This window comes from Neisseria zoodegmatis (assembly GCF_900187305.1).
Taxonomy (GTDB): Bacteria; Pseudomonadota; Gammaproteobacteria; order Burkholderiales; family Neisseriaceae; genus Neisseria; species Neisseria zoodegmatis.
Genome location: NZ_LT906434.1, coordinates 1,629,124 through 1,644,414, shown reverse-complemented (window position 1 = coordinate 1,644,414; position 15,291 = coordinate 1,629,124). Strand labels below are relative to the sequence as shown.

Sequence of the window (15,291 nt, the reverse complement as noted above, 5' to 3'; positions counted from 1 at the left end):
TCCTTTTTAATTAATAACGTTTGCCGCCAAAGGCTGTGTCTAAGTCGGGATTATTGTTGAATTTCACCACGCCGGCAGTTTCTTTATAATCTTTGCCGAACAAACCGCCTTCGTAGCGTCCGCCGCTATTGCCGATCACACTTGCATTGCCTGAGTATTGCGCTCCGTTCAGACGGCCTTCATGTAGGGTAATATCACGGCGCAAACCCGGCATTTCGATGTTTCCGCTAACGGTTTTCCGCCCGAAATCAACATGAATGCGGCTTTTTGCGTCAAGGAGGACGTCGCCGCTAATACTGTCGTTGCGTACGGCATTTCCGTAATAGGTTGCCGTACCGGAATTAGGTACATTTTTTTCAGGTGTCAGAGTGCCTTGATAGCGCATTTCCTGAAACTGGCCGCTGTTGTTTACCCATGCTCCGTAAAACGATGAATCTTGATTCCAGCCTTGTAATTTACCGTCGGTTGTTTGCGCTTCGACCGCTCCCTTCGGACTTAACTCAAGGTTGATTTTGGTGCCGTCGGGCGTGGTGGTTGTGCCCGCACCGCCGCTGCCGCAGGCTGCCAGCAGGCAGGAAGATAAGCCGATTAATGAAAAATTCTTGATACTCATCGATCAAATTCCTTTTGTATATCGTTTGTTTGTATCTTCAGCATTACTTAAATAATGCGTAAAAATTATTTCATTTTTTTTCAACGGCTTATTTTTATTTTTTAGTTTTTGTAAATTATATAGATGATTTTGTTGGAAAAATAATTTAAAAATAAATGATGTCAACCCCTTGTTTTATTTGAAAGTCATAAAATTTTCGATTGACGAAGCCTTCGGCGGGCTTTTAAGGTTGAAACCCCGTCCAAATAAGCGCAAAATGTTCACAATTTTTTGCCGTGCTTTTTCAGACGGCCTGTTGTTGATAACGAGAAAGAATCATGACCGACACACTCCATCCCGAAACTTTAGCGATACGCGGTGCGAAAAGCCAAACCGAATACAACGAGCACAATCAGGCATTGTTTTTAACCAGCAGTTTTATGTTTGACGACGCGGCACAGGGCGCGGCTTTGTTTGCCCGGGAAATCGAGGGCTACACTTATTCGCGCACGGCCAATCCTACCGTGGCGGCTTTTGAAAAGCGCGTGGCCTGTTTGGAAGCGGGCGAGAGCGGTGTGGCGACTTCTACGGGCATGTCGGCGATTCAGGCGGCGATGTTGACGTTTTTGAAAACGGGCGACCATCTGATTGCCAGCCGCAGCCTGTTCGGCACTACGGCGGGGTTTATCAACGGTATCGTGTCGAAATTCGGTATCGAAATCACGCTGGTGTCGCAAACCGATGTGTCCGAATGGCGGGCGGCGGTGAAAGAAAACACCAAGATGCTGTTTTTGGAAACGCCTTCCAATCCTTTGAACGAAATCGCCGATATCGAAGCATTGGCCGCCGTGGCGCATGATGCGGGCGCGCTTTTGGTGGTGGACAACAGTTTTTGTACGCCGGCTATTCAGCAGCCTTTGAAATTCGGTGCGGATTTGTCGGTGCAGTCGGCAACCAAAGGTATCGATGGTCAGGGCAGGGTGTTGGGCGGTGTGATTTGCGGCAAAACCGCTTTGATTAAAGAAATCGCGATGTACAGCAATTCGGCAGGTTTGGCTTTGTCGCCGTTTAGTGCGTGGGTGCTGCTCAGCGGAGTGGAAACGCTGTTTGTGCGCATGGAAAAGCAGGCGGCCAATGCTTTGCAGATTGCCCGATGGCTGCGCGGTCAGGCCAAAGTGAAAGCCGTTTATTATGCCGGTTTGGATGATCACCCGCAGGCAGAGTTGATGCAAAAGCAGCAGGTTTCCGGCGGCATCGTGGTGGCTTTCGAGGTGGAAGGCGGCCAAGAAGCGGCGTGGAAAGTGATTGATTCGGTAAACATTTTCTCGAAAACTGCCAATCTCGGCGATGTGCGCTCCACCATTACGCACCCGTGGACGACCACCCACGGCAGAATGGCACCGGAAGCGAAACAGCAGGCAGGTATTGAAGCGGGTTTGCTGCGCTTGTCGGTAGGTTTGGAAAACGTGCAGGACTTGATTGCCGATTTGCAGCAGGCTCTGGGATAAGTTTCAGACGGCCTCTTGCGGTTGTGTACAGAGGCCGTCTGAAAGAAAACAGTTGAGGAGTAGGAATATGGATGAGGCAGTATTTGCCGATTGGGCATTGAAAATCTGCTTAACCGTGCTGATTGTGTTTTTGGGCTTTATCGTGTGGAATCTCGGTAAAGAATCGAAAGCAGGCAAATTCGGCATGTTTGTTTTGTTTTTGGTGTTGGGGCTGGGCGTGTTCGGCTTTATCTTCAAAAACGTATTGATCGAATTTTTCGTATTGTCGAAATAAATATCAAGGCAGGCCGTCTGAACAGTTTTGCATGATTTCAGACGGCCTCTCCGTGTTTAAGCTGTATTTCTTCCCGAAAGAAAACCGATGACTTCTCTTATTTGGCAGGCAGGGCGTTTTGCTATTGATTTAAGTGCGCCGAAAATAATGGGCATTGTAAACCTCACGCCCGATTCGTTTTCAGACGGCGGCGTGTATTCGCAAACCGTTCAGACGGCCTTGAAGCACGCCGAGCAGCTTTTGAAAGAAGGTGCGGATATACTCGATATCGGCGGCGAATCCACCCGCCCGGGATCGGATTATGTACCGCCCGAAGAAGAATGGGCGAGGGTGTGGCCGGTGTTGAAAGAGTTGGCAACGTGGGGCGTGCCGGTTAGCTTGGACACACGCCGCACGGTGGTGATGAAGCAGGCTTTGGAGCAGGGCGGTGTGGACATCATCAACGATGTGTCGGCATTAAGCGATGAAGGTGCAGTAGATTTATTGGCGCAGCAGGCGCAAACCGGCATCTGCCTGATGCACATGCAGGGCATGCCTGAAACCATGCAGCAAAATCCGCAATATCAAGATGTTGTGCGGGAAGTGGCCGATTATTTGAATGAGCGGACGGCAGCGTGTGTGCAAGCGGGTATCGCGAAAAACCGCATCGTGCTCGACCCCGGCTTCGGTTTCGGAAAAACCTTGCAACACAATATCTTATTGATGCGGCATTTAAACGAACTGGCCAAACAATCCGGCCTGCCGCTGTTAATCGGCGTTTCGCGCAAACGCATGATCGGTGCGCTCACCGGCGAAGAAAACGCGGCCGACCGCGTGCACGGCAGCGTGGCGGCGGCATTGGCTGCCGTAGCACGCGGCGCGCAAATAGTGCGTGTGCACGATGTAAAAGCCACAGCCGATGCTTTGAAAGTGTGGAATGCGTTGGGAATAAACGCAAATTAAATACCGCGCTTGCCGATGCCGTCTGAAACTTTCTTTCAGACGGCATCGTTTATTGTGCCGAATACCAACCGAAAAACCTTGTAAACCGCTGGATACCGCTGCTGGGCTGCTTTACAATACGGGTTCAAGTCTGAACGGAGTGTTTTTATATGGCAAAAAAATATTTTGGAACCGATGGTGTGCGCGGCGAAGTAGGCCAGTTTCCGATTACGCCCGATTTTGTATTGAAACTCGGTTATGCGGCCGGACAGGTGCTGGTGCAGCACGACAGCGGCCAAAAGCCGACCGTTATCATCGGTAAAGACACCCGTATTTCCGGCTATATGCTCGAAGCCGCTCTGGTGGCAGGTTTTACCGCCGCAGGCGTTAACGTGATTCAAACCGGCCCGCTGCCGACGCCCGGCATCGCCTATCTTACCCGTGCGTTGCGCCTTTCTGCCGGCGTGATGATTTCCGCTTCGCACAATGTTTATTCCGACAACGGCATCAAGTTTTTTGCCGAAGGCGGCGTGAAGTTGAGCGACGAAATCGAGTTGGAAATCGAAGCCAAGCTGGACGAAGAAATCAAAACCCGCCCGTCCGACCGTTTGGGCAGGGCGCGCCGTGTCAGCGGTGCCGACGACCGCTATATCGAATTCTGCAAATCCACTTTCCCCGCCAACTACGACCTGCGCGGCTTAAAACTGGTGGTCGATACTGCCAACGGAGCGGGCTATCATGTTGCGCCGAAAGTGTTTCACGAACTGGGCGCAAATGTAGTGGCCATCAGCGACGAACCCAACGGCTACAACATCAACGAAAAATGCGGCGCCACGCATCCGAAAGCTTTGCAGGCGGCGGTGCTGCAAAACGAAGCCGATTACGGCATTTCGCTCGACGGCGACGGCGACCGCCTGATTATGGTTGACCGCCACGGTAAAGTGTATGACGGCGACAGCTTGATTTATGTGATCGCCAAAGCCCGCGCCGCAGAAGGTTCCGTCATCGGCGGCGTGGTCGGCACGGTGATGACCAATATGGCGATGGAATTGGCTTTGCAGGAGCAGGGCGTGGCCTTTTGCCGTGCCAAAGTCGGCGACCGCTATGTGCTAGAGCAGTTGCAGCAGCGCGGTTGGCTGATTGGCGGCGAAGCCAGCGGCCATATTTTGTGCATGGACAAGCACAACACCGGCGACGGCATTATTTCCGCCCTGCAAGTGCTGGCCGCCCTGCGCACGCTGAATCAGGATTTGGCTACCGTTTGCGCCGACTGGCAGGCTTTCCCGCAAACCATGATCAATGTGCGCATTCAAAAAGGCCAAGATTGGCAGGGCGCATCGAAAGATGTGTTGGCCGAAGTGGAAAAAGAGTTGGAAGGCAAAGGCCGCGTCGTGCTGCGCGCTTCCGGCACCGAGCCTGTGGTGCGCGTGATGGTAGAAGCACGTCAGGCCGATTGGGCGAAGAAAGGTGCGGAGCGGATTGCCGAGGCGATTCAAAACGCTTCGGATTCTGCCAAAGACAAGAAGTAATTCAGGTATTAATCTTAAGGTGTTTCAGACGGCCGAGGGCAATGGTTTCCGGGTCGTCTGAAATAACATGAGAAACTGTTGGGCAGCATCAAATTTCACCTTATTTTCAGACGGCCTCAAGAGCAGTATCAAGCCCGTTTGCAATACAATGAAGTTTAAACTGCGAAATATCCGGGCAGGCCGATAAGCAATGTTTTCAGACGGCCTGCCTACTCAAACCGATATTTTATTTCACACAATCAAACCAATAAGGGACAAGCGTTATGCTTGCTATTTTAGAAGCTTTCTTCATTCAATACGGTTATGCCGCAGTATTTTTGGTGCTGTTGGCATGCGGATTCGGTGTGCCGATTCCCGAAGACGTTACGCTGGTGGCAGGCGGCGTGATTTCGGGTTTGGGCTACACCAACGTGCATATTATGGTTGTTGTAGGCATGCTCGGCGTGTTGGTGGGCGACGGCCTGATGTTCGCCGCCGGACGGGTGTTCGGCCATAAAATATTGAAAGTACGCCTGATTGCCCGTGTGATGACGCCGCAGCGCTACGCACAAGTTCAGGAAAAATTCGATAAATACGGCAACCGCGTGCTGTTTGCGGCACGTTTCCTGCCCGGCTTGCGTACGCCCATTTTCATCACCGCCGGTATCAGCCGCAAAGTATCGTATATGCGCTTTTTGATGATGGACGGCCTTGCCGCCCTGATTTCGGTGCCGGTGTGGGTGTATCTGGGTTCTTACGGTGCGGAAAACCGTACATGGCTGATGGAAAAAATCCACCAGTTCCAATACGGCTTGTTTATCGTAATCGGCATCGGTGCGGCGGTGCTGCTGTATTTCTTTTGGAAAAAACGCCAACGCCAACGTTTTTTCCGCCAGCACATCCGCGAGCTGCGTTTAAAACGCAAAGAGCGTCAAGCCGCAGCCAAAGCCAACCATACGGCGGATTAAGCAAGGTTGCTGTCCGGCAAAAGGCTTTCAGGCCGTCTGAAAGCCTTTGGTTTATTGATTCAGACGGCCTTTAAGCAATAAAGTATGAAAGACAGACATGAGCGGTAAAATTTACGGCGACGGTGCATTCCGTCGCGAATCACTCAAAGGTTCAACCATTGAAAACACTTATTCCGGCGCATTGTCGTTTATGCGCCGCCGCTACACGCGCGATTTGAGCGGGACCGATGTAGTGGTTTCGGGCGTGCCGCTGGATTTGGCCACCACTTTCCGCCCGGGTGCGCGTTTAGGGCCGGCGGCTATCCGTGCCGCCAGCGTGCAGTTGGCCGAATTGAACCTGTTTCCGTGGGGTTTCGACCCGTTTGACGATTTGGCCGTAATCGATTACGGCGACTGCTGGTTTGATGCGCATCAGCCGTGGACAATTCGTGAAACCATCGTTCAACACGCGCGCGACATCATCAACAACAGCAACGCCAAAATGCTCACCTTCGGCGGCGACCATTTCATCACTTATCCGCTGTTGCAGGCACATGCCGAAAAATACGGCAAACCTTTGAGCCTGCTGCATTTCGATGCACATTGCGACACTTGGCCGGATGACGCGCCCGAATCTTTAAACCACGGCACCATGTTTTACAAAGCCATCAAAGAAGGTTTGATTGAGCCGAAAACTTCCGCCCAAGTCGGCATCCGCACTTGGAACAGCGACTTCATGGGCATGAACATGCTGTTTGCGCCGTGGATTAATGAAAATGGTGTTGAGGCGACAGTAAAACGCATTTACGACATCATCGGCGACAACCCCGTTTACCTGACCTTCGATATCGACTGCCTCGATCCCGCTTTCGCTCCGGGCACCGGCACGCCCGTTCCCGGCGGTTTGAATTCGCATACCGCTCTGGGCATTGTCCGCGCGCTGGGCGATTTGAATATTGTCGGTATGGACGTGGTGGAAGTGTCTCCCGCTTATGATAACGCCGAGATTACCGCCATTGCCGCCGCGCATGTGGCCGCCGATATGCTGTGCCTGATGCGCAATAAGAAAGTAGCGGGCAAGTTGTAAAACAAACGTTCTCGACATTGAGATAAGCTGCATTTCATCAAAATCCTCCGAACTTGCCGGAAAACTGCTGCCGGTTCGGAGGATTTTTTATGAGCAGCAGAAATGCGCCGACCGCATGCCGTGCGGTTTGATATAACAAAAGTGCATGTGGTTAAAACCAACCATTCTTTCCTTTTTTCAGACGGCCTGTTTAAAGTGGCGGCTATGTTTGGGAAGCGCGTGCCTAACGTGTCTGCCGCAAAAATAAAACGCTGAATAAAGAGAATAAAGGAATCCGCATGAGCCAAGCCAATCCGCTGCCGTCTGAAATTGCCGACCGGCTTTCTTCACTTTCTTCCACCCAGCTTGCATGGCTGTCGGGCTATTGTTGGGCGCAAAGCCAGCAGAACGGAGCGGCTGTTCAGACGGCCTTTGCCGCGCCCGAAGCAGTTCCCCTCGCTGCCGAACCGCGCCGCGTAACCGTGCTTTCGGCCTCGCAAACCGGCAACGCCCGCCGTGTAGCCGCCGATTTGCTGGTGAAACTGGAATCGGCGGGCATCAACGCGCGCTTGGTGGCGGCGGCCGATTTCAAGAGCAAAACGCTGCCCGAAGAAGACATTGTGCTGTTGATAACGTCCACGCAGGGCGAGGGCGAGCCGCCGGAAGAAGCGGTGCCGCTGTATAAACTGCTGTTCGGCAAAAAAGCCCCCGATTTGAGCAAACTCAGCTTTGCCGTGCTCGGTTTGGGCGATTCTTCTTATCCCAAGTTTTGTCAGGCCGGTAAAGATTTCGATGCCAAACTTGCCGAATTAGGCGCAACCCGTTTAAGCGCGTTGGGCGAATGCGATTTGGATTTTCAGACGGCCGCCAATGCTTGGGTGGAAACCGTTTCCGCCAAAGTGGCCGAACTGTGCGCCCAAGCCGCAACGTCGGTTTCAGACGGCCTCAAGCCTGTTCAAACACCGTCATCTGCCGCACAGGTTTACACGAAAGAGCAGCCGTTTACCGCCTCCCTTTCCGTGCGCCAGAAAATTACCGCCCGCAATGCCGAAAAAGATGTACAGCATATCGAAATCGACTTGAGCGGCTCCGACATCCGCTATCAAGCCGGCGATTCTTTAGGCATTTGGCCGATGAATGCCCCCGACTTGGTGGCGGAAATTCTAGCCTTGAACAACTTAAACGGCAGCGAAACCGTGCGCCTTGCCGACGGAAGCGAAACCGATATTCAGACTGCCTTAACCGAGCATGCCGACATTACTCAAAATACGCCTGCTTTTGTGCAGCAATATGCCGCTTTATCGGGCAGCGAAGACTTGCAGCGCACTGTAGAAAATGCCGAAGCATTGGATACTTACCTTGCCGTTACCCCGCCGGTGGGCGTGCTGGCCGATTTTCCCCATCCGTTGGAGGCACAAACCCTGTTCGGGCTGTTCCGCCCGCAAACGCCGCGGCTGTATTCGATTGCTTCCGCGCAAGACGAAGTGGGCGACGAAGTGCATTTAACCGTAGGCATGGTGCGTTACGAACACCACGGCCACACCTACACCGGCGCGGCTTCGGGTTTTGTCGGCAGCACTTTGGAAGAGGGCGGCAGCGTGCGCGTGTTTGTCGAACCCAATCCGCATTTCCGCCTGCCCGAAAACGGCGACACGCCGGTGATCATGATCGGCGCAGGCACCGGCATCGCACCTTTCCGCGCCTTTATGCAGCAGCGCGAAGCCAACGGCGACACGGGTAAAAACTGGCTGGTGTTCGGCAACCAACGGTTTACCAACGACTTTCTGTATCAGGCCGAATGGCTGCAATACCGCAAAAACGGCCTGCTGACCCGCGCGGATTTGGCGTGGAGCAGGCAGGGCGAAGAAAAAGTGTATGTGCAGCACAAACTGGCCGAAAACGCCGCCGAAGTATGGGCATGGTTGCAGCAGGGCGCGCATGTGTATGTGTGCGGTGACGCGACCCGCATGGCGCGCGATGTGGAAAATATTTTGCTGGACATCATCGCCGAACAGGGCAAACTCAGCCGCGACGATGCCGAAGACTATCTGAACGGTTTGCGTGAAGACAGGCGTTACCAACGCGATGTTTATTAACGATTTGAATCGCTTGAATTTGAAGCCGTGAGGCCGTCTGAAAAAAGTTTTTCAGACGGCCTCGTTGATGTATAAGCGTCATTATGCTGTGTGCAAAAAAGACACCATGCCGACGAGGCGGCAAAGGAAGCGTTTTTATACTTTATCAGCCGCGAAATAAGGCGCATAATGAGACCTTTTTACGCGCGGCAGCACCTTGTGTTTAACGGTAAAAATAGTAATAATGTTACGAATTTTTCCAAGCGCAACTAATCTTCCGTTGCATCCATAACATCAATCAAGAAAGCACGAAAAATGGCGTTAATCGTACAAAAATACGGCGGCACTTCAGTAGGCTCCGCCGAACGCATCAAAAACGTAGCCAAACGTGTCGCCAAAACCCGCGCAGAAGGCCACGATGTCGTTGTGGTGGTATCTGCCATGAGCGGTGAAACCAACCGCTTGGTTGCATTGGCGCACGAAATGCAGGATTTCCCCGACCCGCGCGAATTGGACGTTGTATTATCCACGGGCGAACAAGTTACCATCGGCCTGTTGGCGATGGCGTTGAAAAACATCGGCGTAGATGCCAAGAGCTATACCGGCTGGCAAGTACCGGTGAGAACCGACAACGCCCACACCAAAGCGCGTATCGAAGACATCGACGACAAAGTCATGCGTGCCGATTTGAAAGAAGGCAAAGTGGTGATTGTGGCCGGTTTCCAAGGCGTGAATGCCAACGGCGACATTTCCACATTGGGCCGCGGCGGTTCGGATACTTCGGCCGTTGCATTGGCTGCCGCTTTAAAAGCCGATGAGTGCCAGATTTATACCGATGTGGACGGCGTCTATACCACCGACCCGCGCGTCGTGCCGGAGGCCCGTCGTCTGGATACGGTAACTTTTGAAGAAATGCTGGAGCTGGCAAGCTTAGGCTCGAAAGTTTTACAAATCCGTTCGGTGGAATTCGCCGGCAAATACAAAGTCCGCCTGCGCGTGTTGAGCAGCCTGCAAGAGGGCGGTAGCGGTACATTAATTACCTTTGAAGAGGACAACAACATGGAAAGAGCAGCCGTATCCGGTATTGCATTCGACAAAAACCAAGCCCGTGTCAACGTGCGCGGCGTGCCGGACAAACCCGGTGTGGCTTACCAAATTCTCGGCGCGGTAGCCAATGCCAACATCGAAGTGGACATGATTATCCAAAATGTCGGCGCGGAAGGCACAACTGACTTTTCATTCACCGTACCGCGCGGCGAATACAAGCCCGTGTTGGAGTTGCTGAACGGCTTGAAAGAGAGCATCGGTGCCGCAGAAATCGACGGCGATGATACTGTATGCAAAGTGTCTATCGTTGGTTTGGGTATGCGTTCGCATGTTGGCGTTGCGTCTAAAATGTTCCGCACTTTGGCCGAAGAAGGCATCAACATTCAAATGATTTCTACTTCGGAAATCAAAGTATCGGTGCTAATCGACGAAAAATACATGGAATTGGCAACCCGCGTGCTGCACAAGGCATTTGATTTGGGCTAATTCCGTTTCATTCCGCTATAAAAAACACTCACAAGCCATGAAAGCTTGTGAGTGTTTTTATTTCAGCCGGTGAAAATTAATCTGCCAAGTTCACTTTGCCGCGCATCAAACCGAGGTGGCCGGGGAACGAGCAGAAGAATTCATATTGGTTGCCGGCCGCAAATTTACCGGTATCTACGGTAATGCTGGTTTCTTCGCCGCCGCCGATGAGTTTGGTAGAAGCAACAATGCGCTCATCGCCCGCCTTAATGTAGTCGCCTTCAGCACCTGCAGAAGCACCGTCTTTGGTTACAGCATCCACATCTTCCGCTTTGGTAATCACAATATTGTGACCCATTGCGGCTTTAGGCATTTTGCCGACGTGTTTCAAAGTGATGGTGAACTCTTTACATGCCTTGCTGATATTGATTTCAGACACGTTGTATTTCATCGCATCGTCGGATTCCACTACGGTGCTGCACGCAGCATCGGCGGCAGCCGCAGGAGCCGCTTCGGAAGCGGCAGCAGCGGGTTCGGCCGCAGCAGGTTCAGATGCAGCTGCGCTGGCTGCGGCAGGGGCTTCGGCTGCCGGAGCTTGTTGTGCAGGCTCTTGCGAACAAGCAGTCAAACCTAATACGGCTGCGGAAATAAAAGCTAAATAAAGTTTCATGTGAACATACTCCTTATGTGTATTGAGTTGTTTGGGTTAGCTGTTTTGAATAATTTGATTTAGACCATATTATTCATGAAAAAAGCTGAAAAATTAAATTTTCGGGTATTTTATTTCAATCTTGATTGCGCTATGTCAAGTTTACTGTTCAGACGGCCTTAGTTACATTCAGCCCAAAAAGAGCTTATAGGCTGCATTATGGGTTTCGTCTTCGTAAACATAGCCCAGCCCGTCGAGAAATTCCGCAAAGGCTTCGCAATCTTGTTCGGGCACGTCCACGCCGACCAGCACTCTGCCGTAATCCGCCCCGTGATTGCGGTAATGAAAGAGGGTGATGTTCCAGTCGGTTTGCATATTGCTTAAGAATTTAGCCAATGCGCCCGGGCGTTCGGGAAACTCGAAGCTGACAACGCGCTCGTTGGCTACTTTGTGCGTGCGACCGCCAACCATGTAGCGCGTGTGGATTTTGGCAATTTCGTTGTTAGTTAAATCGGTGTTCGGCAAGCCGGCGGCGGTAAGTTCGGCACTGATTTTGGCCAAGTCTTGCAAACCGGCCGTCTGAATACCGACGAAAATATGCGCGATTTGATCGTCGCCGTAGCGGTAGTTGAATTCCGTGATATTGCGGCTGCCAATAACGTTGACAAACTTCAAGAAGCTGCCGGGCTTTTCGGGAATGGACACGGCAAAAATGCCTTCGTTACCTTCGCCCAACTCACTACGTTCCGACACATGGCGCAAACGGTGGAAGTTGATGTTCGCACCGCTGGTGACAGCAATCAAGGTTTCGCCTTCCGCTTGATTACGGTTAACGTAAGCCTTCAAGCCTGCCAGTGCGAGCGCACCGGCAGGCTCCATAATGCTGCGGGTGTCGTCGAAAATATCTTTGATAGCACCGCAAATAGCATCGGTATCGACAGTAATGATATCGTCTAACAAATCGCGACAGATACGGAATGTTTCTTCTCCAACCAGCTTCACAGCCGTGCCGTCTGAAAACAACCCTACATCTTTCAGCTCGACCCGTTTGCCTTCGGCAATAGAAACCTTCATACAACATGAATCGTGGGTTTGCACGCCGATAATTTTGATTTCAGGGCGGACTTGCTTGATAAAAGCGGCAATGCCCGCAGCCAAACCGCCGCCGCCGATAGGTACAAAAATCGCATCGATTTTGCTGGAAGTTTGGCGCAAGATTTCCATGCCGATGGTTCCTTGTCCGGCAATCACATCCGGATCATCGAACGGCGCGATGTAGGTTAAGCCTTCTTTTTCGGCAAGTTCGACCGCATAATCATAGGCATCATTGTACGACACGCCTTTAAGCACCACTTCGCCGCCGCGGTTTCGTACTGCGTCCACTTTGATTTGTGGAGTTGTTTCCGGCATCACGATTACGGCACGGCAACCCAAGCGCTGCGCCGACAAAGCAACCCCTTGTGCATGATTTCCCGCGCTGGCTGCAATAATGCCGCGAGCCAACGCATCTTTAGAAAGTTTGGACATTTTGTTATACGCGCCACGGATTTTGAAAGAAAACACAGGCTGCAAATCTTCGCGCTTGAGTAAAATATGATTACCGGCACGATGCGAAAGGCCGCGGGCTGGTTCAAGAGGTGTTTCTACGGCTACATCATAAACAGATGCGTTGAGAATGCGGATAAGATAGTCGGAATAAGAAAGAGTGCTCATAATATTATGATAATCAAAAGTATATATTCTTATTTATTTGAGCCGTGTGTAAAAAACAAACCGCCCAAGTCTAAAGCTGCATTTTTAATATTCTGCCGCCCGTGCAAACTTGGTAAGCACCAAGTTAAATAATATCTGAATAAACCTGAAACCATACTCCGCAGGCCGTCTGAAAGCAAGAAAAATCTTAGCAAATGAACACATTAATAGGTATAATGCGCCTCTATAACCAAAGGCTTGCTTCAAACCGCAAGCCGGCTAAATCAGGCGTGAAACCGCTTTACCGCGTCTGCATAGTTTACCCAACTATTAACAGGCCGTCTGAAAATACAGACGGCTTGTATCACTCATAAACATTTAAAGAAGTTGAACTACATGAAGAAAACCTTACTCGGCCTGATGACGGCCGCTTTTGTTTGCAGCTCAGCCTTTGCCACTGTTCCTGCTCCGCAAGCTAACGCTCCCGCGCAAACAGCCACACCTGCGGCAGTTCCCCTGCCTGAAATTTCCGCCACAGCTTATATCGTGAAAGATGCGCAAAGCGGCCAAATTCTCGCTGAAAAAAATCTGAATGCCCAAATCGAGCCGGCTTCTCTTACCAAACTGATGACTGCTTATTTGGCTTTTAAAGCATTAGACAACGGCACGTTAAAACCCGACCAAATGCTGACCGTGTCTGAAAAAGGTTGGAAAGCCGAAGGATCACGCATGTTTTTGGATCCTAAAAAACCGGCCAGCGTTAGCGATTTGATTAAAGGTTTGATTGTTCAGTCAGGTAACGATGCCGCCATTACTTTGGCAGAAGCCATCGGCGGTAGCGAAGAGGGTTTCGCTACCATGATGAATGCGGAAGCCAAACGCTTGGGCATGAAAAATACTGTTTACACCAATAGTACCGGTTTGCCGGGAGAAGGCCATCTCACTAGCGTTAACGATTTGGTGATTTTGGCAGGTGCAATTATCCGCGATTTCCCTAAATATTATCCGATTTATGCGATGAAATCGTTTAAATACAATAACATCGAACAGCCGAACCGCAATTTGCTGCTGTATCGCGATCCCAACGTAGACGGTTTGAAAACCGGCCATACCAGTAGCGCAGGTTACAACTTGGTGGCCTCCAGCAAACGCAACGGCCGCCGTGTGATTTCCGTTGTCGTCGGCACGGAAAGCACAGAAGCTCGTGCGTCAGAAAGCAGCAAATTATTGAACTGGGCTTTGCAGGCTTACGATACGCCCAAATTATACGATGCTAATCAAACCATTTCCCAGGTGAAGGTATATAAAGGCAGTTCCAATGCCGTAAATGTAGGTTTCTTAAACGCTTCGTATGTGACGATTCCTCATGGTGAAGGGCAAAATATTAAACCGATTTTGGAAACGGTACAGCCCGTATTGGCACCTATTCAAAAAGGGCAGGTTTTAGGCAAGCTGAAAGTTATGAATGGCAATACCGTCTTGGCTGAAAAAAACGTGGTAGCTTTAAATACCGTAGAAGAAGCGGGTTGGTTTGGCCGTACTTACGACAGCATCGTTCTTTGGTTTAAGAGTTTATTTGCCGACGAATAAACTCATTGGTTAAAAAAAGCCGCTTATTGAAAGCGGCTTTTTTAGCTTTTAGGCTCTTTAAATTGAATATAAGATAAATGACAATATATTCAAAAAAATAAATTTAAATAAATTCATATTATTATAAATTTTTTGCCAATAAAGGCTAGACAACATAAAGCAATGCTATTATTATTTCAATTCTTGATTCACAGCACTAACGAAGCGTAGTGAGATACGCACCCGTAGCTCAGTTGGATAGAGTATCTGGCTACGAACCAGAGGGTCGGGCGTTCGAATCGCTCCGGGTGCGCCAAGAATCAAAATCAAATCCGCGCCCATCGTCTAGCGGTTAGGACATCGCCCTTTCACGGCGGTAACCGGGGTTCGATTCCCCGTGGGCGTGCCAAATTTTCAAACCTCTTAAGAATATTTTCTTAAGAGGTTTGTTTTTATTGAGACTTTTGCAAAAGAACAGATGTGGATGCCGTTCAAGCTGAAGCAGTACAGCGAGTGCGGACATATCGCGAATAAACTTATCTCTGTTTTGGCGTAGCCGCGCTTTGCCGCCTTGTATCAAAACAAGTTGATTTGTTATATCACGTGATACGCAAGTGAGCAGCGCACAATGCAGAAATCCACCGCGTATGTGAATAAAGACCTCACCCAATCTTGCTCTACTCTTTGCTTTGCATCTGTAGCTTTTGCTTCGGTAGCGCAGCGGATTTTCAAAGCCAGAAAACCGCTTAGCAAGCTCTCTGAAAACACACTTGAGAATCGGATTTCTGTTCCGGTTTCATCAACGCAGCTTTGATGTAAGGCGAAAGGCCGTGTTTTAAAATTATGCCGGTTGCCGATGTATTTCTTTTTATGCCGGTTCTTTGATTACTTCCAAAGAACTAGGCATCTACTTAAAAAGCGTTTTTTTTCTCCGCCTTTTTCTTTCGGATTAAACCCTTTCGGCGCATATTTTCCTGC

At 50.6% G+C, this 15,291-nt stretch carries 13 protein-coding genes and 2 tRNA genes; 12 read left to right on the top strand and 3 right to left on the bottom strand.

All coding sequences use genetic code 11. The features are described 5' to 3' along the window. Positions 1–10 precede the first annotated feature (10 nt). Positions 11–613 (bottom strand): Slam-dependent surface lipoprotein, encoded by a 603-nt coding sequence (locus CKV66_RS07690; protein WP_231990469.1) that lies wholly within the window; start codon positions 611–613, stop codon positions 11–13. A 317-nt stretch (positions 614–930) separates the two neighbouring features. On the opposite strand from CKV66_RS07690, the gene metZ reads away from it, so the two are divergent. The 8 genes from metZ (at position 931) to CKV66_RS07650 (ending at position 10,424) form a co-directional block, all read left to right on the top strand. Continuing rightward, positions 931–2,100, top strand: coding sequence for an O-succinylhomoserine sulfhydrylase (metZ, locus tag CKV66_RS07685; RefSeq protein ID WP_085362511.1), 1,170 nt, complete (start codon positions 931–933; stop codon positions 2,098–2,100). Between the two features lie 67 nt (positions 2,101–2,167). Further along, the gene (locus CKV66_RS07680) at positions 2,168–2,374 is read left to right on the top strand and encodes a DUF2788 domain-containing protein (RefSeq protein WP_054599247.1); all 207 of its coding nucleotides are present in this window, start codon (positions 2,168–2,170) and stop codon (positions 2,372–2,374) included. Between the two features lie 87 nt (positions 2,375–2,461). Beyond that, positions 2,462–3,316: a dihydropteroate synthase gene (gene folP, locus CKV66_RS07675; protein WP_085362512.1), complete on the top strand. Its 855-nt coding sequence runs from the start codon at positions 2,462–2,464 to the stop codon at positions 3,314–3,316. Positions 3,317–3,465: 149 nt separating this feature from the next. Further along, complete coding sequence (gene glmM / locus CKV66_RS07670; protein ID WP_085362513.1) at positions 3,466–4,824, top strand: phosphoglucosamine mutase; 1,359 nt, start codon at positions 3,466–3,468, stop codon at positions 4,822–4,824. A 263-nt stretch (positions 4,825–5,087) separates the two neighbouring features. Continuing rightward, positions 5,088–5,771, top strand: coding sequence for a DedA family protein (locus tag CKV66_RS07665; protein WP_054599244.1), 684 nt, complete (start codon positions 5,088–5,090; stop codon positions 5,769–5,771). A 97-nt stretch (positions 5,772–5,868) separates the two neighbouring features. After that, the gene (gene speB, locus CKV66_RS07660; RefSeq protein ID WP_085362514.1) at positions 5,869–6,837 is read left to right on the top strand and encodes an agmatinase; all 969 of its coding nucleotides are present in this window, start codon (positions 5,869–5,871) and stop codon (positions 6,835–6,837) included. Positions 6,838–7,115: 278 nt separating this feature from the next. Continuing rightward, the gene (locus CKV66_RS07655; RefSeq protein ID WP_085362515.1) at positions 7,116–8,912 is read left to right on the top strand and encodes an assimilatory sulfite reductase (NADPH) flavoprotein subunit; all 1,797 of its coding nucleotides are present in this window, start codon (positions 7,116–7,118) and stop codon (positions 8,910–8,912) included. 294 nt (positions 8,913–9,206) lie between these two features. Next, a complete protein-coding gene (locus tag CKV66_RS07650) occupies positions 9,207–10,424 on the top strand; it encodes an aspartate kinase (protein ID WP_085362516.1) in 1,218 nt (405 codons plus the stop codon). 76 nt (positions 10,425–10,500) lie between these two features. On the opposite strand, the gene azu is transcribed toward CKV66_RS07650, so the two are convergent. Together azu and ilvA are read right to left on the bottom strand one after the other, a co-directional pair. Next, a complete protein-coding gene (azu, locus tag CKV66_RS07645; protein WP_085362517.1) occupies positions 10,501–11,073 on the bottom strand; it encodes an azurin in 573 nt (190 codons plus the stop codon). A 168-nt stretch (positions 11,074–11,241) separates the two neighbouring features. Continuing rightward, positions 11,242–12,765, bottom strand: coding sequence for a threonine ammonia-lyase, biosynthetic (ilvA, locus tag CKV66_RS07640; protein ID WP_085362518.1), 1,524 nt, complete (start codon positions 12,763–12,765; stop codon positions 11,242–11,244). Between the two features lie 375 nt (positions 12,766–13,140). Here ilvA and CKV66_RS07635 point away from each other — a divergent pair, with 375 nt between their 5' ends. The 4 genes from CKV66_RS07635 to CKV66_RS12210 all read left to right on the top strand — a co-directional run bounded on the left by CKV66_RS07635 (position 13,141) and on the right by CKV66_RS12210 (position 15,127). Then, entirely contained in the window at positions 13,141–14,334 is a 1,194-nt protein-coding gene (locus tag CKV66_RS07635; RefSeq protein WP_085362519.1) for a D-alanyl-D-alanine carboxypeptidase family protein, read from the top strand. A gap of 218 nt (positions 14,335–14,552) precedes the next feature. Beyond that, positions 14,553–14,629, top strand: a tRNA-Arg gene (locus CKV66_RS07630). 18 nt (positions 14,630–14,647) lie between these two features. Next, positions 14,648–14,722, top strand: a tRNA-Glu gene (locus CKV66_RS07625). 219 nt (positions 14,723–14,941) lie between these two features. After that, complete coding sequence (locus tag CKV66_RS12210) at positions 14,942–15,127, top strand: hypothetical protein (protein ID WP_157739157.1); 186 nt, start codon at positions 14,942–14,944, stop codon at positions 15,125–15,127. Positions 15,128–15,291 lie beyond the last annotated feature (164 nt).

Bases quoted from the DNA above. Each gene is read 5' to 3' on its own strand.
- CKV66_RS07690 (WP_231990469.1), bottom strand. From the start codon at position 613: ATGAGTATCAAGAATTTTTCATTAATCGGCTTATCTTCCTGCCTGCTG.
- metZ (WP_085362511.1), top strand. From the start codon at position 931: ATGACCGACACACTCCATCCCGAAACTTTAGCGATACGCGGTGCGAAA.
- CKV66_RS07680 (WP_054599247.1), top strand. From the start codon at position 2,168: ATGGATGAGGCAGTATTTGCCGATTGGGCATTGAAAATCTGCTTAACC.
- folP (WP_085362512.1), top strand. From the start codon at position 2,462: ATGACTTCTCTTATTTGGCAGGCAGGGCGTTTTGCTATTGATTTAAGT.
- glmM (WP_085362513.1), top strand. From the start codon at position 3,466: ATGGCAAAAAAATATTTTGGAACCGATGGTGTGCGCGGCGAAGTAGGC.
- CKV66_RS07665 (WP_054599244.1), top strand. From the start codon at position 5,088: ATGCTTGCTATTTTAGAAGCTTTCTTCATTCAATACGGTTATGCCGCA.
- speB (WP_085362514.1), top strand. From the start codon at position 5,869: ATGAGCGGTAAAATTTACGGCGACGGTGCATTCCGTCGCGAATCACTC.
- CKV66_RS07655 (WP_085362515.1), top strand. From the start codon at position 7,116: ATGAGCCAAGCCAATCCGCTGCCGTCTGAAATTGCCGACCGGCTTTCT.
- CKV66_RS07650 (WP_085362516.1), top strand. From the start codon at position 9,207: ATGGCGTTAATCGTACAAAAATACGGCGGCACTTCAGTAGGCTCCGCC.
- azu (WP_085362517.1), bottom strand. From the start codon at position 11,073: ATGAAACTTTATTTAGCTTTTATTTCCGCAGCCGTATTAGGTTTGACT.
- ilvA (WP_085362518.1), bottom strand. From the start codon at position 12,765: ATGAGCACTCTTTCTTATTCCGACTATCTTATCCGCATTCTCAACGCA.
- CKV66_RS07635 (WP_085362519.1), top strand. From the start codon at position 13,141: ATGAAGAAAACCTTACTCGGCCTGATGACGGCCGCTTTTGTTTGCAGC.
- CKV66_RS12210 (WP_157739157.1), top strand. From the start codon at position 14,942: ATGCAGAAATCCACCGCGTATGTGAATAAAGACCTCACCCAATCTTGC.